Origin of the sequence: Bacillus sp. 37MA (assembly GCF_000372765.1) — a bacterium.
Classification (GTDB): Bacteria; Bacillota; Bacilli; order Bacillales; family Domibacillaceae; genus Domibacillus; species Domibacillus aminovorans.
This window is the reverse complement of the sequence record NZ_KB889752.1, coordinates 2,273,383-2,295,757: the sequence shown is the minus strand read 5'-3', so window position 1 is coordinate 2,295,757 and position 22,375 is coordinate 2,273,383. Positions and strand designations below refer to the sequence as shown.

The window sequence follows — 22,375 nt, the reverse complement described above, 5'->3', positions numbered from 1 at the left end:
AATACTAGTGAAATTATACGTAATTGAACTAAAGGACGCAATGTGTGGCGTCTATTTTACATATATCTTATTTATTCGTTGTTACGAGGGGGCTTATGATGGTGAAATTCGTCATTGGAGCGGTAGTTGTCGTATTGATTTTACTCACTTACATAATAATGACTAGGAAAAAAAATGCGACGGAAATTGATCGACTGGATATGAAAAAGACGGAGCTTCTGCATCGTCCTGTGAATGAAGAATTGACAAAAGTAAAACGGCTCAACATGACCGGACAGACGGAAGAACTGTTTGACAGATGGCGTGCAGAATGGGATGAAGTTGTAACGGTTGATATCCCTGCTATCGATGAAATGTTATTTGAATCTGAAGGAAAGATAGATCAATTTCGGTTCGGTACAGCAAAAAAGACGAATGCTGACATTGCCAGCCAACTCGATCAAATTGAGAAAAAAGTGGATGGGATTTTAACTGAACTTGACCAGCTTGTGGGCAGTGAAGAAAAAAACCGGGCTGAAGGGGAAGACATGCATGCGCGGCAGCGTGATGCTAGAAAGCGGCTTCTTGCTCATCGTCATACGTTTGGGAAAGCAGCATCTGTTCTTGAAGTGCAGTTAGATGTATTAACAGGGCGTTTTGAAAAATTTGCTGACTTAACAGAGGATGGGAATTATCTGGAAGCGCGTGAATTGTTGATGGAAATTCAAGTAGAAATGGATAAGATCCAGCATAAAATGGAACGAATTCCGGTATTGATGACAGAAGTAAATCACATATTGCCGGCACAATTGAATGAAATTGAAAACGGCTATAAAGAAATGAAGCAGGACGGTTATTTACTTGACCACTTGCAAATTGAAAAAGAATCGGCTGGGTTAAAAGAAGATCTTATCCGTTGTCGTGACTTTCTCGTAAAAACGGAAGTGGAAGAAACAGAACTCATCGTAACAGATGCGAGAGACAGCATTGAATTTTTCTATGATTTGCTTGAAAAGGAAGTCATAGCTCGGCACAATGTTATGAAAGATGAAGGGCAAACTGGTTTAATCATTGATGAGATAAGAGGATATAATAGCGATTTAATTGAAGAAACAGATGTTGTGAAACAAAGCTATCAGCTGGACGAGGAAGAGTCAAGCGTACCGCGCCATCTGGAAGAAGAAATTTATCATCTCGAAAAACAATATGAAATTTTACATGGACGGATTGTGGAAGAAAAAACGGCTTATTCGTTTTTATACGATGAATTGAAAGATATTCAAGCACGGATTAACGAAATGAAAAAAGAGCAGGAAGGATTTACAGCCTTTTTGCAAACGCTCCGAAAAGATGAAATAGAAGCAGGAAAAGAATTGCAGTCATTGAGGCTGCATGTACAACATATTACACGTAAAGTGAAGCAAAGCAATTTGCCTGGGCTGCCGGATTATTACCGTGATATGACGGAAGAAGCACGCCTTCGATTAAAGGAAACGAACACCTATTTAAATGAAAAGCCGCTTAATATGAAAGCGGTCCGTGAGAAACTGGATGCAGCGAAAGGCGCGATCGATCATTTGGCGAATAAAACAGATGAATTAATTGAGCAAGTTGCGCTGTCTGAGCGAATGATCCAGTTTGGCAACCGATACCGGCGGACACATCCATCAATCGAGTCAAAGCTAAATGAAGCAGAAATAGCTTTCCGTCATGCGGATTACGGAAAAGCACTTGAATTATGTGCCACGGCGATTGACAAAGTCGATTCAAAGGGATTAAAAAAATTCGATGCGCAATATAACGAAGAGCAAAAAAAATAAAGAAACAGCCGCCTCGAAATAAAAGAGGCGGTTTTTTTTTAGTTGATGTGCTAACATGGATAGGTGAAAAAAGATGAGGGGTCTTAAACAATGATTTATTATGATAATAGTGCGACGACGATGCCGGATGCGTCGGTCATGGACACGTTTATGAAAGCAGGCATTCGTTTTTTTGCAAATCCGTCTTCTTTGCATTCACCAGGGATGGAAGCGGAGCGATTAATAGAAAAAGCACGTGAACAAATTGCTCAATTAATGGGCGTGTCTGCAGATGAAATCATATTTACTTCCGGAGGCACAGAATCGAACAATCTGGCGATAAAAGGGGTTGCCTCTTTTTATAGAGGCCGCGGCCGCCATATCGTCACGACGATGATTGAGCACCCGTCTGTATTTGAAGCATGTCGTGACCTTGAAAAAGGCGGATACAGCGTTACATATGTAACGCCAGATGAAAATGGATTGGTCCGAAAGGAAGATATTGAACAGGCGATCACAGATGAGACGATTCTTGTATCCGTTATGCATGTGAATAACGAAACAGGTGCTGTACAGCCAGTCAAAGAGATTGGGGAGCTATTGAAAAAATATCCGTCTGTTCTATTTCATGTTGATGACGTACAAGGATTTGGGAAAGTGCCGCTTGATTTACAGGCAGCGGGTGTGGACTTATTGTCTGTATCTGGTCATAAATTACATGGCTTAAACGGAACAGGTTTTTTATTTAAGCGACATGGTGTACATGTTGCCCCTCTTTTTTCTGGTGGCGGACAGGAGCGGGGTGTTCGGAGCGGTACAGAAAATGCAGCGGGAATTGCATCACTAGCAAAAGCGATTCGTCTTCTGCAACAAAGTGATCCAGAAAAAATAAGAGTGCTGACGGAATTCATTCGCGGTCAGCTATTAAAGCGTGAATGGGTTGTTATTCATACACCGCTTCAGTCAGCCCCGCACATACTTCATTTTTCCATACCTGGTATAAAAGGAGAAGTGCTAGTTCATGCGCTTGAGAAGGAAGAAATTATTGTTTCTACAACGAGTGCATGTTCGTCAAAGCAAAATAAGCCAAGTCGGATACTTGAAGCGATGAATGTAAGTAGAGAACATGCCGCGTCTGCTATTCGAATCAGTCTTTCGCGGTATAATATAATCAAAGAAGCAACACAATTTATTGACGCATTGGACCGCATCGTGCCGGTTCTGGCGAAAAAAAGGAATGAACGAACATGAACTATGACCGCATTTTAATCCGTTACGGTGAAATGTCGACAAAAGGGCGCAATCGGAGCAAATTTACAAATAAAATGAAATCAAATATTAAGCGGCTGCTCGCGGATGACCGTATTCAAGTGGAGGCGCAGCGTGACCGCATGTTTATTTATTTAAATGGTGCCTCATTTCACGAGGTGAAAGAACAGCTTTTGCACGTGTCGGGCATTCAATCATTCAGTCCAGTTGTGAAAACGTCTCAGGACCTTGATGAAATGAAAGAAGCGGCACTTGAATTGATGAAAAGAGCAATGATCGGTACGACGACATTTAAAGTCGAAACACGCCGAGCTGATAAAACATTCCCGCTCGATACACACGCGTTAAATCATGAAATTGGCGGTCATGTATTACGAGGAACAGAAAATTTAACAGTCGATGTACATCATCCGGATCTCACACTTGTTGTTGAAGTACGTCAGGAAGCGGTCTATTTGTCTTGTGAATCGTATCCAGGAGCAGGCGGGTTGCCAGCAGGTGCTGCAGGTAAAGCAGTCTTGTTATTATCTGGCGGTCTCGATAGTCCTGTCGCAGGCTATATGATCATGAAACGTGGTGTCGAAATTGAAGCAGTCCATTTTTTTAGTCCACCGTATACGAGCGAACGGGCGAAGCAGAAAGTGATTGATTTAGCGGACGTATTAACGAAGTATGGCGGCCATGTACGCTTGCATATCGTCCCATTTACACACATTCAAGAAACGATACGTAAGCAAGTACCGGAAAATTATACGATGACGTCAACGCGCCGCATGATGATGCGAATTGCCGACCGTATTCGTGAACAGACAGGTGCACTTGCTATTGTGACGGGGGAAAGTCTTGGGCAAGTTGCAAGCCAGACGATGGAAAGCATGGCGGCGATTAATGATGTCACAAATACACCGGTCTTGCGTCCGCTTATTGCGTCAGATAAGCTTGATATTATGGAAGTGGCCCGTAAAATTGGTACGCATGATATTTCCATTTTACCGTATGAAGACTGTTGTACGATTTTCACACCGGCCGCACCAAAAACACGGCCAAGAACAGAGAAAGTCCAATATTTTGAAAGCTTTCTCGATTTTGAGCCGCTTATTGAGCAAGCTATACGTGATACAGAAACGATCATGTTGCCGAAAAAAGAAACAGAAATCGATGACTTATTATAAGATTAAATCCCGTCTGAAATATGGCGCGGATTTTTACTGAAAATGATTTTAAGTATGGAAGGAAATCAGGTGCAAATATGCAACATGAAATGAAAGCAGGTATTTTGTTTACAGCCGCTTCTTATGTGATGTGGGGGCTTATTCCAATTTACTGGAAAATGGTCACGCATGTGTCAGCATATGAAATACTGGCCAACCGAATAATCTGGTCGTTCGTTTTCATGATCGTCCTGCTTGTCGTCTTAAAAAAGTTAGCCCCATTGCAGAACGTATTAAAAGAAATAAAAATGTATCCGAAAAAAGCACTCGCTCTCGCCGCTGCTTCATTTTTAATTAGTATAAACTGGTTCGTTTATATATGGGCAGTAAACCATGATCAGATTATTGAAACGAGTATGGGGTATTATATTAACCCGCTTATGAGCGTGTTGCTTGGCATTGTTGTGTTAAAAGAAGCGCTGTCGAAAACGCAGATTTTGTCGTTTCTTCTTGCTGCAGGGGGTGTGCTTATTATGACATTTTCATATGGTTCTTTTCCATGGGTATCGCTTTCGCTGGCGACCTCATTTGCACTATATGGTCTCGTGAAAAAAATAATTAAAATGGATGCATCAGTCGGATTAACAATTGAAACGGCTGTTGTAACACCGCTAGCCCTTCTTTATCTTGTATACGAATCGATGCAAGGCAGTATTCACTTGTTTTCAGGTAATCTAAAAACGGATTTGTTTCTAATGGGCGGCGGGGTATTGACAGCTATTCCATTGTTGTTATTTGCAAATGGCGCGCAAAAGATACCGCTGTATATGATTGGATTTTTGCAATATATTGCCCCGACGATGACATTGTTACTTGGCGTGTTCGTGTACAAGGAGACGTTTACCCAATCACAAATGCTGTCATTTGTCTTTATATGGAGCGCGCTCGCTATGTTTACATACGCTCAAACGAAGGGAATACAAAAGAAAAAAGCAGTGGCTTAACCCTTTTCCGTTGCAATCGCTATAACATGTTCTGTATGATGTATGTATACTGCTGAATTTGGAGGGAATTATACATGGCAAAGGTAACATTTAAAGGAAATCCAATGACATTGATTGGCAACGAAGTGAAGGTAGGAGACAAAGCACCTGATTTTAACGTACTTGCAAACGATCTATCTTCAGTAACTCTTGCAGATACAACTGGCAAAGTCCGCTTGATCAGTGTTATACCTTCGATTGATACAGGTGTATGCAGTACTCAAACGCGCCGTTTCAACGAAGAAGCATCAAAGGTGGACAATGTTCAAGTATTAACCATCTCTGCTGATCTTCCATTTGCTCAAGCACGCTGGTGTGCAGCTGAAGGTCTTGAAAATGTAAAAACTTTGTCTGACCATCGCGATTTCTCTTTCGCTGAAGCATATGGTGTTGGCATGAAAGAACTTCGTCTGCTAGCACGTTCTGTATTCGTTGTCGACTCAAATGATACTGTTACATACGTAGAGTATGTCGGTGAAGGAACAGATCATCCAAACTACGATGCAGCGATCGAAGCAGCAAAAGCAGCAAACTAATTCAGTTCAGGCTCGTTTTCTTAGCCGGCTTTGACATTTTGTCGGAGCCGGCTGTTTTTTGCGAAAAGAAAGAGAGGATTTTAATTATGAATCAAGAAGTATCCATTGAACAATTATTTTCAGTGTTCGATGAATCGGCTGTACTACTGGGCCATGCACTGTCGATTACATACTTGGAGGCACTCGGTGAAACGGCAGAAAATTTGTTTCATGGCTATGTCATGCAGGAAGAATTAAACGATGTAGATGAAAAACGTCTTCAAAAATTATATGATAATGTGAATCTGGAACGCTATTCATATTCAAAAGAATTGATCCGTAAATCATATCAGCTGTCGATTTTAAAAGGTATGAAAGAGCATGTACAGCCGAACCATCAAATGACGCCTGATTCAATCGGTATATTCATTTCCTATTTAATGCGAAAAAGTAACGGCAGCAAAAGAACGTTTACACTTCTTGACCCGGCGGTTGGAACAGGTAATCTTGTGATGACTGTACTAAATGAATTTGATGAAATGGTGGAAGCGCATGGGATTGATCTTGACGATGTCTTATTAAAGCTTGCGTATGCAGGAGCGAATCTGCTGCAACATCCCATTACGCTTCACAATCAGGATGCACTTGAACCACTATTAATCGATCCAGTTGATGTTGTCGTCTGTGATTTGCCGATCGGCTATTATCCGAATGACGTGCGATCAGCGGCATATCGTTTAAAAGCAGATAACGGTCATTCGTATGCACATCATTTATTTATTGAGCAAAGCTTGAACCATATAAAGCCTGGCGGACAACTATTTTTTATTATCCCGAATGGACTATTTGAATCGGCAGAAGCAAAAAAACTGCAGTCATTTTTAACAGAAGAAGCGTACATTGAAGGAGTCATTCAGCTGCCGGAATCATTATTTAAAAACAAGCAGGCAGCTAAAAGTATTTTAATGATGCGTAAAAAAGCACCGGGGGTGAAAAAACCGAAAGAAGTACTGCTTGCGTCCATGCCATCTTTGACCGATAAAAAAGCGATAGCGAATATTATGCAAAAAATTGACCGCTGGTTTAGCGCTCAACAGAAAGGATGACGTCGATGTGGACAGAACGTGACCGTGCTTACTGGGACAGGCTTATGAGCTGGGAGCAGCAGCTTATTTCATATGAAGGAAATGATATTGAATATTCTACGGCCAGTGTAATTGAGCGACTTATGCAGGAAATTCCGGAAAACATGCGTGACCGGGTATTTTCACAAATAGACAATGTATTGTTTAATGTGCATTCTCTATTGCAAGGTTCGCAGTTGCAAACAGAAGCACGTGAACGCATTTTAACATCGGCGCGTATTTTTCGAGATGATATTGAAACGGTGGTGGATTTACGCAAGTTGACGATCGATCAACTTAGCTACATAAACCGCCAGCAAATGGCAAGAAACCGGTTTTATTCTGCGGTGCAAGGAGCGGTCACTGGAACAGGCGGCGTACTGCCTGTTGCTGCAGATTTTCTCGCAATGGCTGCAGTCAATTTACGTGCGGTGCAGCTCACAGCACTTTCATACGGCTATGACGTCGAGTATCCATTTGAAATGACGGCTTCATTAAATGTATTTCATGCTTCGATGCTGCCAGACCGTTTAAAAGCAGAAGGGTGGGCACAGTTAATAACAGACGTGGAGGATGGCAAAGAACCTTTTTATTTTTATGAAGGAACAGAACATATAGCGGATGAAACGTGGCTGGAAGAACCGCTCCGTCAAAGTGTGAAGCTCGCTGTGGTTATGGCGCTCCGCAATAAAAAAGTATCAGGTATTCCACTCCTGTCTGTGGCAATTGGTGCTGGCGTGAATTACCGTTTAACGAAAAAAGTGACCGAATTTGCGGAAAGCTATTATCAATACCGCTATTTAAATGAAAAAAAAGAAAGAACCGGGAGATAATGCCGGTTCTTTCTTCAGTTAGGAATGAATTTTTTGTCGTGCATCAACTCCATTTACATCTGGCACTGTACGAAACCAGAGCCATAGGTCATTAATGATGGAGGCAAGTTCGCTAATCTCCGTGTTCAACTGGCATGAAGCAGCAAAACTATCTTCATTATTTAATGCATCCTGTTTTTCGTTGATTGATCTTTCCAGCTCTTGAATCCGGTCAGGAATCGTTCCTCGTTCTGTTTCCCATTTATGCATAATCAGCTGCTGTTCTTCAAGTCGGTATTCGGTCCATTCACGTATCAGAATAGGAATGGAAATACCGAGCCGATCGTCATACTGAAACATCATATCACCTACTAAAATATTTCTTTCTATCTTAATAGATGTCACGGGAAATGGCAAAATCGGTGTTTATCCCGCTTATACATGGATTCTACATAAATACACAAAAAGGTGTATTTTTTTCTGAAAAGCACTTGAAAGGAAGGGGATAACATGATATTCTTTATACATGTTAACAGAATAAAAATAAAAATTAATGAATATTTATACTAGCTTTCGCAACTTAGAGGAGGAAAAAAGTAAATGAGTAATAAAGTCGTTCTGGCTTATTCAGGTGGTCTTGATACATCCGTCGCGATTCCGTGGCTGAAAGATAAAGGATATGACGTTGTGGCAGTATGCCTTGATGTTGGAGAAGGAAAAGATCTTGAATTTATTAAAAACAAAGCGCTTCAAGTTGGTGCTATTAAAAGCTATATGATCGACGCAAAAAAAGAGTTTGCAGAAGATTTCGCGCTTGTCGCTCTTCAAGGGCATACATGGTACGAAAACAAATATCCGGTTGTATCCGCATTGTCTCGTCCGCTTATCTCCAAAAAATTGGTTGAAATCGCGGAGCAAGAAAATGCAACAGCTGTTGCCCATGGCTGCACAGGAAAAGGAAACGACCAGGTTCGTTTTGAAGTAGCTATTCGCGCATTGAATCCGGATCTTGAAGTGTTAGCACCTGTTCGTGACTGGGCTTGGTCACGTGAAGAAGAAATTGAATACGCGAAGCAGCACAATGTTCCGGTTCCAATTGGAAAAGAAAGCCCATTCTCAATTGATCAAAATCTTTGGGGGCGCGCGAATGAGTGTGGCGCGTTGGAAGATCCGTGGGCAGCACCGCCGCTTGACGCATACGACTTAACGGCTCATTTAGAAGATACACCGAATACACCAGATATCATTGAAATCGACTTTGAAGAAGGCATTCCAACAGCTGTAAACGGTGAAAAAATGGAATTGGCCGAATTAATTCTTCATTTAAATGAAGTGGCAGGCAAACACGGTATTGGTCGTATTGACCACATTGAAAACCGTCTTATTGGTATTAAATCACGTGAAGTGTACGAAACGCCAGGCGCGACAACACTGATTACAGCACATAAAGAGCTTGAAGATATTACGCTTGTAAAAGAACTTGCTCACTTTAAACCAGTTATCGAAAAGCGTTTAACTGAAATCATTTATGATGGTCTTTGGTTCAACCCGATTCGTGAATCACTTGTGGCTTTCTTAAAAGATACGCAGAAATATGTAACAGGGACAGTGCGTGTGAAACTCTTTAAAGGCCACGCTATTGTTGAAGGAAGAAAATCGCCATATTCATTGTATGATGAAAGCTTGGCAACTTATTCTAAAGACGATGCGTTTGACCATGCATCAGCAGTTGGCTTTATCAACCTATATGGCCTTCCAACAGTTGTAAGCTCACGTGTTCATAAAGAGAAGGGGCTTAAGTAATCATGACGAAAAAGTTATGGGGCGGCCGGTTCCAAAAATCAGCGGAAGAGTGGGTAGACGAATTTGGAGCGTCCATCACATTTGACCAGGAGCTCGTTTTCGAAGATATCGAAGGCAGCATCGCCCACGTGACCATGCTTGGTGAAACAGGCATTTTAACAAAGGAAGAAATGGATCAAATCAAGACTGGACTTGAGGTTTTAAAGAAGAAAGCTGAAGCCGGTGAAATCGAATATTCGACTTCTCTTGAAGATATTCATTTAAATTTAGAAAAAGCATTGATTGATTCAATTGGTCCGGTAGGAGGAAAGCTTCACACTGGACGGAGCCGTAACGACCAGGTTGCAACCGATATGCATTTGTACTTGAAGAAGCAAGTCAAAGAGATTATCGGCCTTATCAGCCAGTTCCAGTCTGTTTTAGTGGAGAAAGCAGACAAACATAAAGAAACAATCGCGCCAGGCTACACTCATTTACAGCGTGCGCAGCCGATTTCATTTGGACATCATTTAATGACGTACTTCTGGATGCTGCAACGTGATAAAGAACGGTATCAAGAAGCGTTGAAACGTATCGATGTGTCTCCGCTCGGGGCAGGGGCACTTGCTGGTACAACGTTTCCTATTGATCGTAAACGTTCAGCTGAATTATTAGGCTTCTCTGCTGTGTATCAAAATAGCATTGATGCTGTCAGTGATCGTGATTTCATTTTAGAATTTTTAAGTGCTTCATCGATTTTAATGATGCATATGTCCCGTTTTGCGGAAGAGATTATTCTCTGGTCGAGTCAAGAGTTTCGCTTCGTCGAGATGGACGATACGTTCTCAACCGGTTCAAGTATTATGCCGCAAAAGAAAAATCCGGACATGGCGGAGCTTATCCGTGGCAAGACAGGACGTGTCTATGGCAACCTGTTCAGCTTGCTGACCATTTTAAAAGGCATTCCACTTGCATATAACAAAGATATGCAAGAGGATAAAGAAGGCATGTTTGATACCGTACATACGGTTCTTGGCTCTCTTAAAATTTTCACCGGCATGGTCGATACAATGACGGTAAATGAAGACCGCATGAAAGACGCTGTGAACAATGATTTCTCAAATGCGACTGAATTAGCGGATTATCTTGCTGCAAAAGGTATTCCGTTCCGCGAAGCGCATGAAATTACCGGCAAACTTGTCTTCACGTGCATTCAAAAGAACTGCTTCTTGCTCGATCTTTCAATGGAAGAGCTGAAAGACGCGTCCAATGTGATCGAAGAAGATATTTACGGTGTTCTATCTCCTTATGAAGCGGTTAAGAGAAGGAAGTCTCTTGGCGGCACTGGTTTCGATCAAGTCGAAAAACAGATTCAAGCGGCGAAAGAACTACTTAAATAAAACAAAAATCCGCCAAAGGAGTGGCGGATTTTTTTGATGCTGGAAATGATGGCGATTCGTTATATCCAGAGAGAATGGCTCAGGACTATTGGAATTTATTCACGCTCAATTCCAGTTATTCAGATAAAAAATCGCCGTCCATTTTGTGGACGACGATTTTTTTGCGGTTATTCAGCTGCTTCATCTGTACGAACGATTAGCACATCGCATTTTGCAGCACGTGTAATATGTTCAGAAACACTTCCAATTAAGAACCGTTCCATTGCATTCAAACCTGTTGCTCCACAGACGATGAGATCAGCTTGTACTTGTTTAGCTATATCTTTTGGAATAATGACTTTTGGGGAACCGAATTCTGTAAATGTATTGACTTGCTTGACACCGGCATCTGTAGCTTCTTTTTTGTACTCATCAAGAAGTTCTTTGCCGTATTTTGTTGCACGTTCTGCAATCGAGCGGTCATAGGCTTCAATTGCGGCGAATGAGCGTGTGTCGATGACGTGAACAAGATTTAAGGCAGCTTCATTCCGCTTGGCAATTTCAACGGACTTTTTAAATGCCCATTCTGCTTCTTTTGAACCATCAACCGCTACTAATACATTTTTGTACTTTAACATAAGTCATTCCCCCTTCTATCTTTATTGTACAATAAAACAGATAAATAGAAAGCAAAAACTACGAAAAGTTCCACAATTTTACTGATTCATTTACAGTTTTTTACCAAAAATAAAAAAGTGTGTGTCCGGTTTTATTGACTAAATAAAGGGAAAAAGAAAATGATAAGAGACAAACTAAAAGGGGATTGAAAAATGAAAATATCATTTCACGGACATTCAGTCGTTAAAATTAAATCAAACGGTAAAAAGATATTGATTGATCCGTTTATTACCGGCAATGAGCTGACCGATTTAAAGGCAGAAGAACAAAATCCGGATTTTATTATTTTGACACACGGTCATGGCGATCATGTCGGGGATACGGTTACGATTGCGAAACGAAGCGGTGCGCTCGTTATTGCAGTAAATGAGCTGGCACTTTATTTACGGCATCAGGGCTTAAATACGCATCCAATGCACATTGGCGGCAGCAGGGAGTTTGAATTTGGCAAAGTAAAATTTACACAGGCATTTCACGGTTCTGGTCTGGAGCAGGAAGACGGTACATTCTTATACATGGGCATGCCGGCGGGTGTCCTCGTTATGAATGATGGTAAAACGGTTTATCATGCAGGAGATACAAGTATATTTTTAGATATGAAATTAATTGGCGAGCTTCATCCAATTGATCTGGCATTCTTGCCAATTGGTGATAATTTCACGATGGGACCTGATGATGCGGCGCTCGCAGCAGAGTTTTTAAAGGCGAAAATGGTTGTGCCTGTTCATTATAATACGTTCCCACCAATTAAACAGGATCCAAACAAATTTATAGCAAAATTAAAAGCAAGTAATGGAAAAGTAATGAAACCAGGGGACTCTATTCAACTGTAAGGAGAAGGCTGTCTCATTTGAGGCGTCTTCTTTTTTTTGACGCTCTTTTGTTCTATAATAGAATATAAAGATCAAAGGCTATATTTGCGGCATCATGCCGCAACACCTTTGTGACCCATATCTTGTGGGCCCAAGTGCGGAAAGGGACGGGTGGATCAGTTGGTAACTAAACACGAACAAATTCTTCAACACATCGAGGAATTGCCGATCGGTGAAAAAATTTCCGTCAGGCAGATCGCGAAGGTACTTTCATTAAGTGAGGGGACAGCTTATCGAGCGATTAAAGACGCGGAGACAAAAGGGCTTGTCAGTTCAATAGAACGGGTCGGGACCATCCGGATTGAGCAAAAAAAGAAAGAAAATATTGAAAAGCTGACGTTTGCTGAAGTCGTCAATATTGTCGATGGACAAGTACTAGGCGGACGAAATGGATTACATAAAACATTGAATAAATTTGTCATTGGCGCGATGCAGCTCGAAGCGATGATGCGCTACACGGGACCTGGCAATTTACTGATTGTTGGAAACCGTGTAAAAGCACATGAGCTTGCTCTTCAGGCAGGGGCAGCTGTCCTTATTACAGGCGGATTTGAAGCAGGGGAGGAAGTAAAGAAACTTGCTGATGATCTTGAACTGCCAGTTATATCAACAAGCTACGATACGTTTACTGTTGCAGCAATGATTAACCGGGCGATTTACGATCAGCTCATCAAAAAAGAAATTGTCCTCGTCGGCGACATTTTTACACCGGTAGAAAGCAGTGTTTTTTTAGAACTCGGTGATACGGTTGGTCACTGGCTCGATAAAAACCAGGAAACGTCGCATAGTCGTTTTCCAGTTGTAGATGAAAATTTGAAGGTATTCGGCATCGTGACGGCGAAAGATATTATGGGAAATGGCCGTGAAATCATGATTGATAAAGTAATGACGAAGCATCCAATTACGGTCACGATGAAAACAAGTGTGGCGTCTGCTGCTCATATGATGATCTGGGAAGGCATTGAATTATTGCCGATTGTTGATGAGCAGAGCCGGCTGCAAGGTATCATTAGCCGCCAGGACGTGTTGAAAGCGATGCAAATGGCGCAACGTCAGCCGCAAACAGCGGAAACACTCGATGATACGATCGCGAAACAGCTTATCCTGCCCGAAGATCGAGAAGCAGGAAACATATATCAATTTGAAGTGACACCGCAAATGACGAATCATCTCGGGACGATATCCTATGGTGTTTTTACAACTATTGTGACAGAAGCAGCGAAAAGGGCGCTCCGGGCACATAAGCGCGGAGATCTCATTGTAGAAAATATCACCATATACTTTTTGAAGCCCGTGCAGATGGAATCAAAACTAGAAATTTATCCAAAAGTGATGGAAATTGGACGGAAATTTGGGAAAGTGGATGTAGAAGTGTACAATGCGGGTGTTCTTGCTGGCAAAGTCATGATGATGTGCCAGCTTATTGACAGATAAAAAAGCAGACTTTGAATCAGTCTGCTTTCAGAGCGAATATTAGCGGTCCAATTCATCTGCTTCAGATTGAGCAAATGGCAAGTAATGCTTGTACATTTTATATCCCGCAATCATGCTGGCAAATCCGTATAAAATGAAAACCGCGGCGACGATATAAGCAACGGTTGTTTGCTGAATGAGCAATGTGTTAATACCGAAAAAGCCGACGAACAGTCCGAGCGCCATGCTTGATTTGGCGGATAGCCATTTTCGCTCCATCGGGCGTCTGCTGCGGACATACTGTACTTTGTAAAAAAGGTAAAAAACAAACGCTAATACAATGATAACGACAAAAAAGAAATTGGGCATGAATAAAGTACCTCCGTTTTTAAACTCTTGTTCATTGTAACGGGAAAACAGAGGGATTTCCACCCAGAATCCACCTTTAGACAAGGAGAAATCACGTGAAACAACACATTATTGACAAAATTAAAGAGTACGATACGATCATACTTCACCGTCACGTGCGCCCAGACCCGGATGCATACGGCTCACAAGGAGGACTGGCGGAGATTATAAAAGCAACATTCCCGGAAAAAACAGTCTTTACAGTCGGTGAAGAAGAACCGACACTTTATTTCATGCGGCGTCTCGATCAAATTGATGACAGCGTATATGAAGGAGCACTGGTTATTGTGTGTGACACAGCAAATCAAGCGCGCATTTGCGACCAGCGTTTTAAACTAGGCAAAGAAGTGATTAAAATTGACCACCATCCGAACGAAGACCCTTACGGGGACCTGCTCTGGGTTGATACGGACGCCGCTGCGTGCAGCCAGATGGTTTACGAGTTATATAAAACATCTGACGGTCAGTTGAAAATGAGTAATGAAGCAGCCCGTCTTTTATATGCTGGTATTGTAAGTGATACAGGCCGTTTTCTATATTCTTCAACAACGATTGAAACGATGCAATATGCCGGTGAATTAATGCAATATGACTTTAATCGTCAAGAACTATTTAACGGTATGTATGAAAAAGAAGCACATGTACTGAAAATGGAAGGCTATATTTTGCAAAACTTTAATATGGATGAGTCGGGTGTAGCGGAAGTACGAATATCAAAAGAGCTGCTTGAAAAGTTCAATGCGACGCAAGCTGAAACATCGCAGCTCATTAGTATTTTAAATGGTGTAAAAGGCATTCGGGCATGGGTATTTTTCATTGAAGAGGATGATCAAATCCGTGTTCGCTTCCGTTCAAAAGGAACGGTTATTAACAGTCTTGCTGTGAAATATGGCGGCGGCGGTCATCCACTGGCAGCCGGTGCAAGTGTTTATTCATGGGAAGAAGCTACAAATATCTTAAACGATTTAAAAGCATTGATTATAGAAAGATAAAGTGAAACTTCATTCAAGTAAGGAGGATTCTGTCTCCTTCTTTTTTTACGAAAGCAAGAACGACATTCACTATATATGGAAAGGAGCGGAGGATGTGTTTATTCATCTTGAAACAGAAACAGCTTTTAGCTTTCGGTCATCGACCTTAATGCCTGAATCACTGGCTAGAAAAGCGAAACAATCCGGATGCAGTGCTGTCGCATTGACAGATTACAACACCCTTCACGCAGCCATTCCATTTTACCAAGCATGTTTAGCATTAGGCATTAAACCAATTCTTGGATTGAAAGCTATTATTCAATCGAAATCTAGGAGCGATCAGTCGTTTCCGCTCCTTTTATATGCGAAAAACGAAAAGGGATTTTCCCAACTTGTGAAAATATCGAGTGCCATTCAAACGAAGGCGAAAGATGGGCTCCCATTAAAATGGTTGGAGGCCTATGCTGATGGATTAGTAGCGGTACTCCCAGGAATAGACGGTGAAGTGACAGAAGATGCGGCGGCTTATTTCAATGAGTTATTTGAGCACTTTTATATCGGTATTCGCGGTCGTACATCTGAACAAAGAGTAAGAGAGATCGCGGCAACTTTTACGATCCCGCTTGTAGCGATCGGTGATGTTCAATATACAGAAAAAACAGGTGCATTCGCATCGAGCTGTTTGCAGGCTATCCGTGACAATAGACTGCTCGAAATAGAAGATGAAATAACAGAACCAGCCAATGCATTTGAATCATTTAATGAGATAAAAAGGAAGTTTCAGGACAATCCTGAAGCGATTAAAAATACAGAGGAAATTGCGCGGTTATGTGAAGTTAAGCTGTCATTTGATGAGCGACTTATTCCATCAATTCCACTCAAAAATGGAGAAACGGCAGATTCTGTACTAAAAAAATTATGTCTTGAAGGATTAAAACAGCGAGATGACGTGTACATGGACCGGATTAAATATGAACTGTCAGTCATTAGCGAGATGAAGTTCAGTGACTATTTTTTAATTGTTCATGACTTTATGTCATACGCAAAAAAACAAGGCATTTTAACTGGGCCGGGCCGTGGTTCTGCTGCGGGTTCACTTGTCGCTTATGCACTCGGGATTACAACGGTCGATCCGATTGAGTTCGGTCTTTTATTTGAACGGTTTTTAAATCCGGAGCGTGTGACGATGCCTGATATTGATATTGATTTTCCAGACAACCGGCGGGATGACGTGATTCAATACATTGTCGACAAGTATGGCGCGCTTCATGCAGCACAAATTGTCACGTTTGGCACATTATCGGCAAAAGCAGTCATGCGGGATGTGGCACGTGTATTTGGATTTGGGACAGCGGAACTCTCTCGTCTTTCGAAGCTCATCCCATCTACTTCGGGGACAAAGCTTTCGGATACGGACTTAACAGATTGGATAAATGAGTCACCTGTTCATGAACGTATTTATAGGACATCTTTACTGCTTGAAGGACTGCCACGCCATACGTCGACGCATGCAGCGGGTATGATTATATCGGAAGAACCGCTGACAAACCGCGTGCCGATCATGGATGGGCATGATGGTGTATATTTAACGCAATATGCGATGGACGCACTCGAATCAATCGGGCTCTTGAAAATTGATTTGCTTGGGCTGCGTAATTTAACCATTATCGAACGCATTCAATCGTCCATTAAACGTGCGACAGGGAAGTTAATTGATTTCAATTCGCTGCCGCTACATGATGAATTGGTGTTTAAACTGCTTGGTAAGGGGAAAACAGCAGGTATTTTTCAGTTTGAATCAGATGGTATGAAAAATGTACTTATGCAATTAAAACCGGACCGTTTTGAAGATATGGTGGCCGTCAATGCTTTGTACCGGCCGGGTCCAATGAGTCAAATCCCTGTTTATATAAAACGACGCCATGGTGCGGAGCAGGTCAGCTATATGCATCCAGTTTTAGAAACCATTTTGAAGCCAACGTACGGCATTATTGTATATCAAGAGCAAATTATTCAAATCGCGGTTGAACTGGCTGGTTTCACGCCCGGTGAAGCGGATATGCTTCGCCGGGCTGTCAGCAAAAAGAAAAAAGAAACGCTGGAAGAAGAGCGACGCCATTTCATTAACGGTGCACGCCAAAAAGGAATTGGAGAAAACATTGCATCCACTGTGTATGATTTCATTGTCCATTTTGCTGATTATGGATTTAATAGAAGCCATGCAGTCGCCTATAGTATGATCGCTTACTGGCTTGCCTGGCTGAAAGCACACTATCCTGCACATTTTCTGGCCGAGCTTTTACAATCTTCTGTTGGCAATGAAGATAAGTTTCGACAATATATGGCGGAAGCAGCTGAATATTCGATTCCGTTTCTCGCACCGTCTGTTAATAAAAGTGGCTATTCATTTCAAACGGCGAAAGAAGGAATCCGATTTGGACTTGTCCCGGTGAAAGGTATCGGTCAGTCTGCCGCCAAAGCTATTATTGATGCAAGACGAAACGAGTCGTTTAAAGATTTATTTGACTTTTGTCTGCGCGTACCGCTCCATATCGTCAACCGGAATGCCATCAAATCGCTTATTGTCTCCGGCGCAATGGATGAGTTTGGAAAAGATCGGGCTGTCTTGCTTGCGAGCATTGATGCGGCACTTGAACATGCGGCGCTTTTAAATCCGGATGAAGGGAGCTTGTTTGAAGGGCTGGACCTCTCGTTTAAACCAAAATATACGGAGGCAGACGAAATGCCAGTGGATGTGAAACTAGAAAAAGAGAAAGACGTGCTCGGCGTCTACATTTCTGATCACCCGATTGCAAGACGCCGGCCATCGTTAACAGCGGCTGGTGCAGTTCCGCTCATAACCATTCCAATAAACCGCCAGGTTCAAGCTGGCGGATTGATCGGTGCCATTCGTGAAATTCGGACGAAAAAGGGCGATAAAATGGCTTTTATAAACGTAATGGATGAGACAGGAGAGCGGGACGCGGTCCTATTTCCAGAAATGTATCGGAAATACGCAACGACTATTGAAAAAGGGACTGCCGTGTTCATTACTGGTTCAGCAGAAGAACGAAATCATACGGTGCAGCTTGTTGTCCAAATGATTCAGCCGCTGGACGAAGGTTTGAATCAAGCGCTTGAAGAGAGGCAGACATTGTACATTAAAGTGCCAGAAGGACCTGGAACGGATCAACTGGCAGAGCGAGTATATGAATTATTGCTCGATTCTCCGGGGCGTGCGTCTGTTGTCATTCATTATGAACGAACGAAAGAAACGGTGCGGCTCGGTAAAAAATATTTTGTTTCACCAGGAGAACATCTTGTGCATGCATTGAGTAAAGAATGTGGGACAGAAAATGTCGTGCTGAAGTAGCTGTAACTACTTTACAATTTTACGATAATCGTATAAAGTGTTATAGTAAATCATGTGGTCTGACCACTTGAATGAATATACGGGAGAGATGAGAAAATGTCCAATCGCGAAGATGCCCTGCACATGCACAGAGAGAACCAAGGGAAACTGTCCACAGGTATTAAAACACCAGTGAAAAATGCACATGATTTGAGTCTAGCATACTCACCAGGTGTGGCAGAACCATGTAAAGAAATTTATGAAAAACCAGAAACCGTGTATGATTATACGATGAAAGGTAACATGGTAGGGGTTGTTTCCAATGGGACAGCTGTACTTGGGCTAGGCAATATTGGTCCCGAAGCAGCTTTGCCGGTTATGGAAGGGAAAGCTGTTTTGTTTAAAAGCTTCGCGGGGGTAGATGCATTTCCAATCTGTTTAGATACGATAGATCCTGAAAAAATTATTGAAACAGTCAAATTGATGGAGCCAACATTTGGCGGTATTAATTTAGAAGATATTGCAGCACCGAACTGCTTTATTATTGAAGAGCGGTTGAAAAAAGAAACGAATATTCCTGTTTTCCATGATGATCAACATGGTACAGCGATTGTTACTACGGCAGGACTTATTAATGCGCTTAAAATAACGGGACGTAAATTGGCTGATATTAAAGTTGTTGCAAATGGTGCGGGAGCTGCAGGTATTGCGATTATTAAACTATTGACAGGTTATGGCGTGCAAAATATCATTATGTGTGATTCACGTGGAGCGATTTATGAAGGCCGTCCAGAAGGAATGAATCCTGTCAAAGAAGAAGTCGCAAAATTCACAAACCGTGAGAAGCAAGCAGGAAATCTGGCGGACGTTATTCAAGATGCAGATGTCTTTATCGGGGTATCGGTTGCCGGTGCGCTTACGAAAGAAATGATCGAAACGATGAACAAAGAACCAATTATTTTTGCCATGGCGAATCCGACGCCGGAAATTATGCCAGAAGAAGCAAAAAAGGCTGGTGCAAAAGTAATCGGAACAGGTCGTTCAGATTTTCCAAACCAAGTCAATAATGTACTCGCATTTCCAGGCATTTTCCGCGGTGCATTAGATGCACGCGCAACGCATATTAATGAAAAAATGAAGCAGGCGGCTGTCGAAGCAATCGCTGGACTTATTGAAGAACATGAACTTCATTCAGATTATGTCATTCCAAGTCCGTTCGATGCACGCGTGGCACCAGCTGTTGCAGCAGCAGTAGCAAAAGCCGCGATGGAGACGGGTGTCGCTCGTTTGAAAGTGGACCCAGAAGAAGTGCGTGAAAAAACGATTCAATTATCGTTAATTGGCAAAGGCGAATAAATGACGGAATCAAAGCGTCCGCCATCAAAGTTTGTGGCAGCTATTTCACATATTCAAGAGATAATTAAAGCGGATCGGATCAAACGGGGAGATAAACTCCCATCCGAGCGTGAATTATCAGAGCGGCTATCCATTGGCCGCTCTTCTGTTCGCGAAGCATTACGTGCACTTGAACTTCTCGGCTTGATTGAAACAAGACGAGGAGAAGGAACATACCTTCGTGATTTTAAAGACCATCAACTTGTTCCGTTAATCGGTACATTTATTTTTAACGATGATCAAAAAAAAGAACACATTCACGATATGAAAGCCATTTTAGAAATGGGTTGCCTCGCCCTATTGGCCGTGCAGCCTGATTTTAATCAAAATTCATTTAACTATACAGAGGCGGCATTTCATGAGTTGATGGATGCTTCGGGCAATAGCTTGCTGAAAAAAATGTGGCTGATCATTTCTGACTATGGCGGTGATAGCGGTGGACAAGCAGATGAACGTTTAACCAAGCTTTTATCAGGAATTAGACACATCAATCACTCATAAGGATTATTAAAGGGGTGGGACAGTGGCAATAAAAGATATGTTTACAAAACAAAAACCAAAAAAGAAAAAGTATGCAACAATTCCATCAGAGGCGGCCAAACAGGATGTACCTGAAGGCATTATGCAAAAATGCCCGAAGTGTAAAAAAATTATGTATAAGAAAGAATTGAAGAAAAATCATCAAGTTTGTCTCGGCTGTGGCTATCATTATCAAATGACTGCGTATGGGCGTATTGAATCACTTCTCGATGAAGGATCATTCCGTGAACTAGATAAGGACCTTTCAACAACCAATCCGCTTAATTTTCCAGGCTATGATGAAAAAATAGCAGGTGACCAGAAAAAAACGGGTATGAACGAAGCGATTGTGACCGGTGTCGGTTCGATTGACGGACGCGAAGCAGTATTTGCGATTATGGATGCGTCTTTCCGAATGGGCAGCATGGGTTCAGTCGTCGGTGAGAAAATTGCCCGCGCTGTTGAAGAAGCCATTTGTCTTCATATTCCATTTATTATTTTTACAGCTTCAGGCGGTGCACGTATGCAGGAAGGCATTTTGTCCTTGATGCAAATGGCAAAGACTGGTGCAGCATTAAAACGGTTCAGTGACCGCGGAGGACTTATTATTTCTGTTATGACTCATCCAACAACAGGTGGTGTGTCCGCAAGCTTTGCATCACTAGGTGATTATAACTTCGCAGAACCTGGTGCATTAATTGGCTTTGCCGGCCGCCGCATCATCGAACAGACGATTCGAGAAAAGCTGCCGGAAGACTTCCAAACAGCTGAATTTTTATTGAAATGTGGACAACTGGATGCGGTTCTTCACCGCAGAGATATGAAAGAAAAGTTATCCTTTTTACTCGACATTCATCAACCAGGCGGTGATAAAAAATGACGGGACTTGAATTTGAAAAACCGGTCCGTGATCTGCAAGAAAGAATTGCGGAACTCAAAAACTTTACTTCCACGACTGACATTGATTTGTCAGATGAAATTAACAAGCTTGAGCTCCGGTTAAAAAAGCTAGAAGATGATATTTATAACAGTATGACACCTTGGGATCGTGTTCAAATGGCGCGTCATCCAAATCGTCCGACAACACTTGATTACATATCGCACTTATTTGAAGATTTTTTTGAACTACATGGCGATCGGACGTATGGGGATGATGCAGCGATTGTCGCTGGTGTCGCCAAATACCATGGCATTCCTGTGACAGTGATTGGTCATCAGCGTGGGCGTGATACGAAGGAAAATATTAAACGTACATTTGGCATGCCTCACCCGGAAGGATACCGGAAAGCTTTGCGCTTGATGAAGCAGGCGGAGAAATTTAACCGTCCGATTATTTGTTTAATTGATACGAAAGGAGCGTATCCTGGTAAAGCAGCAGAAGAACGCGGACAAAGCGAAGCCATTGCCCGCAATATTTTTGAAATGGCCGGTTTCCGCGTTCCGATTATATGTATTGTTATTGGTGAAGGTGGAAGTGGCGGAGCGCTTGCGCTTGGTGTCGGAGACCGTTTGTTTATGCTTGAAAATTCCACGTATTCCGTGATTTCACCGGAAGGCGCAGCAGCTCTATTGTGGAAAGATGCATCACTTGCAAAACGAGCTGCGGAAACGATGAAAATTACTGCACTAGATTTGCATTCACTTGGTATTATCGATAAAATTATTCCTGAAGTGCGCGGTGGTGCACATCGAGATGCATTAGGCCAGGCCTTATTGATTGATGACGTGCTAAAGCCGGCGCTTCATTCGTTGCAGATAATTGATTCAGATACGCTTATCGAACAGCGATATGAAAAGTATAAGCAGATCGGCGGTTATGCCGAAGAAAAAACCGGCCCAAAAGGATAACCTTTTCGGGTCGGTTTTTTGGGTCTTAAAACGTCCCGAAAATTGTTTTTTTTTCGTTGTGAACGC

20 protein-coding genes are annotated in these 22,375 nt (G+C 42.2%); 17 read left to right on the top strand and 3 right to left on the bottom strand.

Features of this window, described 5'->3' with window-relative positions; all coding sequences use genetic code 11:
• The first annotated feature begins 95 nt into the window (after window positions 1-95).
• The 7 genes from ezrA (at window position 96) to A3M5_RS0112690 (ending at window position 7,713) form a co-directional block, all read left to right on the top strand.
• The gene (gene ezrA / locus A3M5_RS0112720) at window positions 96-1,799 is read left to right on the top strand and encodes a septation ring formation regulator EzrA (RefSeq protein ID WP_082193912.1); all 1,704 of its coding nucleotides are present in this window, start codon (window positions 96-98) and stop codon (window positions 1,797-1,799) included.
• Window positions 1,800-1,889: 90 nt separating this feature from the next.
• Window positions 1,890-3,029 carry a cysteine desulfurase family protein gene (locus tag A3M5_RS0112715; protein ID WP_018394166.1) on the top strand — a complete coding sequence of 380 codons (1,140 nt, stop codon included), beginning with the start codon at window positions 1,890-1,892 and terminating at the stop codon, window positions 3,027-3,029.
• Complete coding sequence (gene thiI, locus A3M5_RS0112710) at window positions 3,026-4,219, top strand: tRNA uracil 4-sulfurtransferase ThiI (RefSeq protein WP_018394165.1); 1,194 nt, start codon at window positions 3,026-3,028, stop codon at window positions 4,217-4,219. The genes A3M5_RS0112715 and thiI overlap by 4 nt, the downstream gene beginning before the upstream one ends.
• A 77-nt stretch (window positions 4,220-4,296) precedes the next feature.
• The gene (gene rarD, locus A3M5_RS0112705) at window positions 4,297-5,202 is read left to right on the top strand and encodes an EamA family transporter RarD (RefSeq protein WP_018394164.1); all 906 of its coding nucleotides are present in this window, start codon (window positions 4,297-4,299) and stop codon (window positions 5,200-5,202) included.
• A gap of 74 nt (window positions 5,203-5,276) precedes the next feature.
• The gene (gene tpx, locus A3M5_RS0112700; protein ID WP_018394163.1) at window positions 5,277-5,777 is read left to right on the top strand and encodes a thiol peroxidase; all 501 of its coding nucleotides are present in this window, start codon (window positions 5,277-5,279) and stop codon (window positions 5,775-5,777) included.
• An 86-nt stretch (window positions 5,778-5,863) separates the two neighbouring features.
• Complete coding sequence (locus tag A3M5_RS0112695) at window positions 5,864-6,862, top strand: class I SAM-dependent methyltransferase (protein WP_018394162.1); 999 nt, start codon at window positions 5,864-5,866, stop codon at window positions 6,860-6,862.
• 5 nt (window positions 6,863-6,867) lie between these two features.
• Complete coding sequence (locus tag A3M5_RS0112690; protein WP_018394161.1) at window positions 6,868-7,713, top strand: EcsC family protein; 846 nt, start codon at window positions 6,868-6,870, stop codon at window positions 7,711-7,713.
• 18 nt (window positions 7,714-7,731) lie between these two features.
• Here A3M5_RS0112690 and A3M5_RS0112685 read toward each other — a convergent pair whose 3' ends face one another.
• Complete coding sequence (locus A3M5_RS0112685) at window positions 7,732-8,052, bottom strand: hypothetical protein (protein ID WP_018394160.1); 321 nt, start codon at window positions 8,050-8,052, stop codon at window positions 7,732-7,734.
• A 240-nt stretch (window positions 8,053-8,292) separates the two neighbouring features.
• On the opposite strand from A3M5_RS0112685, the gene A3M5_RS0112680 reads away from it, so the two are divergent.
• The gene (locus A3M5_RS0112680; RefSeq protein WP_018394159.1) at window positions 8,293-9,495 is read left to right on the top strand and encodes an argininosuccinate synthase; all 1,203 of its coding nucleotides are present in this window, start codon (window positions 8,293-8,295) and stop codon (window positions 9,493-9,495) included.
• Window positions 9,496-9,497: 2 nt separating this feature from the next.
• Entirely contained in the window at window positions 9,498-10,874 is a 1,377-nt protein-coding gene (argH, locus tag A3M5_RS0112675) for an argininosuccinate lyase (RefSeq protein WP_018394158.1), read from the top strand.
• Window positions 10,875-11,041: 167 nt separating this feature from the next.
• Here the strand turns inward: argH and A3M5_RS0112670 are convergent, their stop codons facing one another.
• Window positions 11,042-11,491, bottom strand: coding sequence for a universal stress protein (locus A3M5_RS0112670; protein ID WP_018394157.1), 450 nt, complete (start codon window positions 11,489-11,491; stop codon window positions 11,042-11,044).
• A gap of 192 nt (window positions 11,492-11,683) precedes the next feature.
• Here A3M5_RS0112670 and A3M5_RS0112665 point away from each other — a divergent pair, with 192 nt between their 5' ends.
• The gene (locus A3M5_RS0112665; protein WP_018394156.1) at window positions 11,684-12,364 is read left to right on the top strand and encodes a metal-dependent hydrolase; all 681 of its coding nucleotides are present in this window, start codon (window positions 11,684-11,686) and stop codon (window positions 12,362-12,364) included.
• A gap of 159 nt (window positions 12,365-12,523) precedes the next feature.
• Window positions 12,524-13,837: a DRTGG domain-containing protein gene (locus A3M5_RS0112660; RefSeq protein WP_018394155.1), complete on the top strand. Its 1,314-nt coding sequence runs from the start codon at window positions 12,524-12,526 to the stop codon at window positions 13,835-13,837.
• A 39-nt stretch (window positions 13,838-13,876) separates the two neighbouring features.
• Here the strand turns inward: A3M5_RS0112660 and A3M5_RS0112655 are convergent, their stop codons facing one another.
• On the bottom strand, window positions 13,877-14,185 hold the full coding sequence (locus A3M5_RS0112655; protein ID WP_026221714.1) for a YtpI family protein: 309 nt from the start codon (window positions 14,183-14,185) through the stop codon (window positions 13,877-13,879).
• 95 nt (window positions 14,186-14,280) lie between these two features.
• Here A3M5_RS0112655 and A3M5_RS0112650 point away from each other — a divergent pair, with 95 nt between their 5' ends.
• The 6 genes from A3M5_RS0112650 (at window position 14,281) to accA (ending at window position 22,309) form a co-directional block, all read left to right on the top strand.
• On the top strand, window positions 14,281-15,216 hold the full coding sequence (locus A3M5_RS0112650; RefSeq protein WP_018394153.1) for a DHH family phosphoesterase: 936 nt from the start codon (window positions 14,281-14,283) through the stop codon (window positions 15,214-15,216).
• 94 nt (window positions 15,217-15,310) lie between these two features.
• Window positions 15,311-18,568 (top strand): DNA polymerase III subunit alpha, encoded by a 3,258-nt coding sequence (gene dnaE / locus A3M5_RS0112645; protein WP_018394152.1) that lies wholly within the window; start codon window positions 15,311-15,313, stop codon window positions 18,566-18,568.
• Between the two features lie 96 nt (window positions 18,569-18,664).
• Complete coding sequence (gene ystJ / locus A3M5_RS0112640; RefSeq protein WP_018394151.1) at window positions 18,665-19,903, top strand: NADP-dependent malic enzyme; 1,239 nt, start codon at window positions 18,665-18,667, stop codon at window positions 19,901-19,903.
• Complete coding sequence (locus A3M5_RS22965; RefSeq protein ID WP_018394150.1) at window positions 19,904-20,443, top strand: FadR/GntR family transcriptional regulator; 540 nt, start codon at window positions 19,904-19,906, stop codon at window positions 20,441-20,443.
• Between the two features lie 37 nt (window positions 20,444-20,480).
• Window positions 20,481-21,341 carry an acetyl-CoA carboxylase, carboxyltransferase subunit beta gene (accD, locus tag A3M5_RS0112630; protein ID WP_034299315.1) on the top strand — a complete coding sequence of 287 codons (861 nt, stop codon included), beginning with the start codon at window positions 20,481-20,483 and terminating at the stop codon, window positions 21,339-21,341.
• Entirely contained in the window at window positions 21,338-22,309 is a 972-nt protein-coding gene (accA, locus tag A3M5_RS0112625; RefSeq protein ID WP_018394148.1) for an acetyl-CoA carboxylase carboxyl transferase subunit alpha, read from the top strand. The genes accD and accA overlap by 4 nt, the downstream gene beginning before the upstream one ends.
• Window positions 22,310-22,375: the final 66 nt, after the last annotated feature.

Bases quoted from the DNA above. Each gene is read 5' to 3' on its own strand.
- A3M5_RS0112665 (WP_018394156.1), top strand. From the start codon at position 11,684: ATGAAAATATCATTTCACGGACATTCAGTCGTTAAAATTAAATCAAAC.
- argH (WP_018394158.1), top strand. From the start codon at position 9,498: ATGACGAAAAAGTTATGGGGCGGCCGGTTCCAAAAATCAGCGGAAGAG.
- accA (WP_018394148.1), top strand. From the start codon at position 21,338: ATGACGGGACTTGAATTTGAAAAACCGGTCCGTGATCTGCAAGAAAGA.
- rarD (WP_018394164.1), top strand. From the start codon at position 4,297: ATGCAACATGAAATGAAAGCAGGTATTTTGTTTACAGCCGCTTCTTAT.
- ystJ (WP_018394151.1), top strand. From the start codon at position 18,665: ATGTCCAATCGCGAAGATGCCCTGCACATGCACAGAGAGAACCAAGGG.
- A3M5_RS0112715 (WP_018394166.1), top strand. From the start codon at position 1,890: ATGATTTATTATGATAATAGTGCGACGACGATGCCGGATGCGTCGGTC.
- accD (WP_034299315.1), top strand. From the start codon at position 20,481: ATGTTTACAAAACAAAAACCAAAAAAGAAAAAGTATGCAACAATTCCA.
- A3M5_RS0112685 (WP_018394160.1), bottom strand. From the start codon at position 8,052: ATGTTTCAGTATGACGATCGGCTCGGTATTTCCATTCCTATTCTGATA.
- A3M5_RS0112695 (WP_018394162.1), top strand. From the start codon at position 5,864: ATGAATCAAGAAGTATCCATTGAACAATTATTTTCAGTGTTCGATGAA.
- A3M5_RS0112690 (WP_018394161.1), top strand. From the start codon at position 6,868: ATGTGGACAGAACGTGACCGTGCTTACTGGGACAGGCTTATGAGCTGG.
- A3M5_RS0112680 (WP_018394159.1), top strand. From the start codon at position 8,293: ATGAGTAATAAAGTCGTTCTGGCTTATTCAGGTGGTCTTGATACATCC.
- ezrA (WP_082193912.1), top strand. From the start codon at position 96: ATGATGGTGAAATTCGTCATTGGAGCGGTAGTTGTCGTATTGATTTTA.
- tpx (WP_018394163.1), top strand. From the start codon at position 5,277: ATGGCAAAGGTAACATTTAAAGGAAATCCAATGACATTGATTGGCAAC.
- A3M5_RS0112670 (WP_018394157.1), bottom strand. From the start codon at position 11,491: ATGTTAAAGTACAAAAATGTATTAGTAGCGGTTGATGGTTCAAAAGAA.
- A3M5_RS22965 (WP_018394150.1), top strand. From the start codon at position 19,904: ATGACGGAATCAAAGCGTCCGCCATCAAAGTTTGTGGCAGCTATTTCA.
- A3M5_RS0112655 (WP_026221714.1), bottom strand. From the start codon at position 14,185: ATGCCCAATTTCTTTTTTGTCGTTATCATTGTATTAGCGTTTGTTTTT.
- thiI (WP_018394165.1), top strand. From the start codon at position 3,026: ATGAACTATGACCGCATTTTAATCCGTTACGGTGAAATGTCGACAAAA.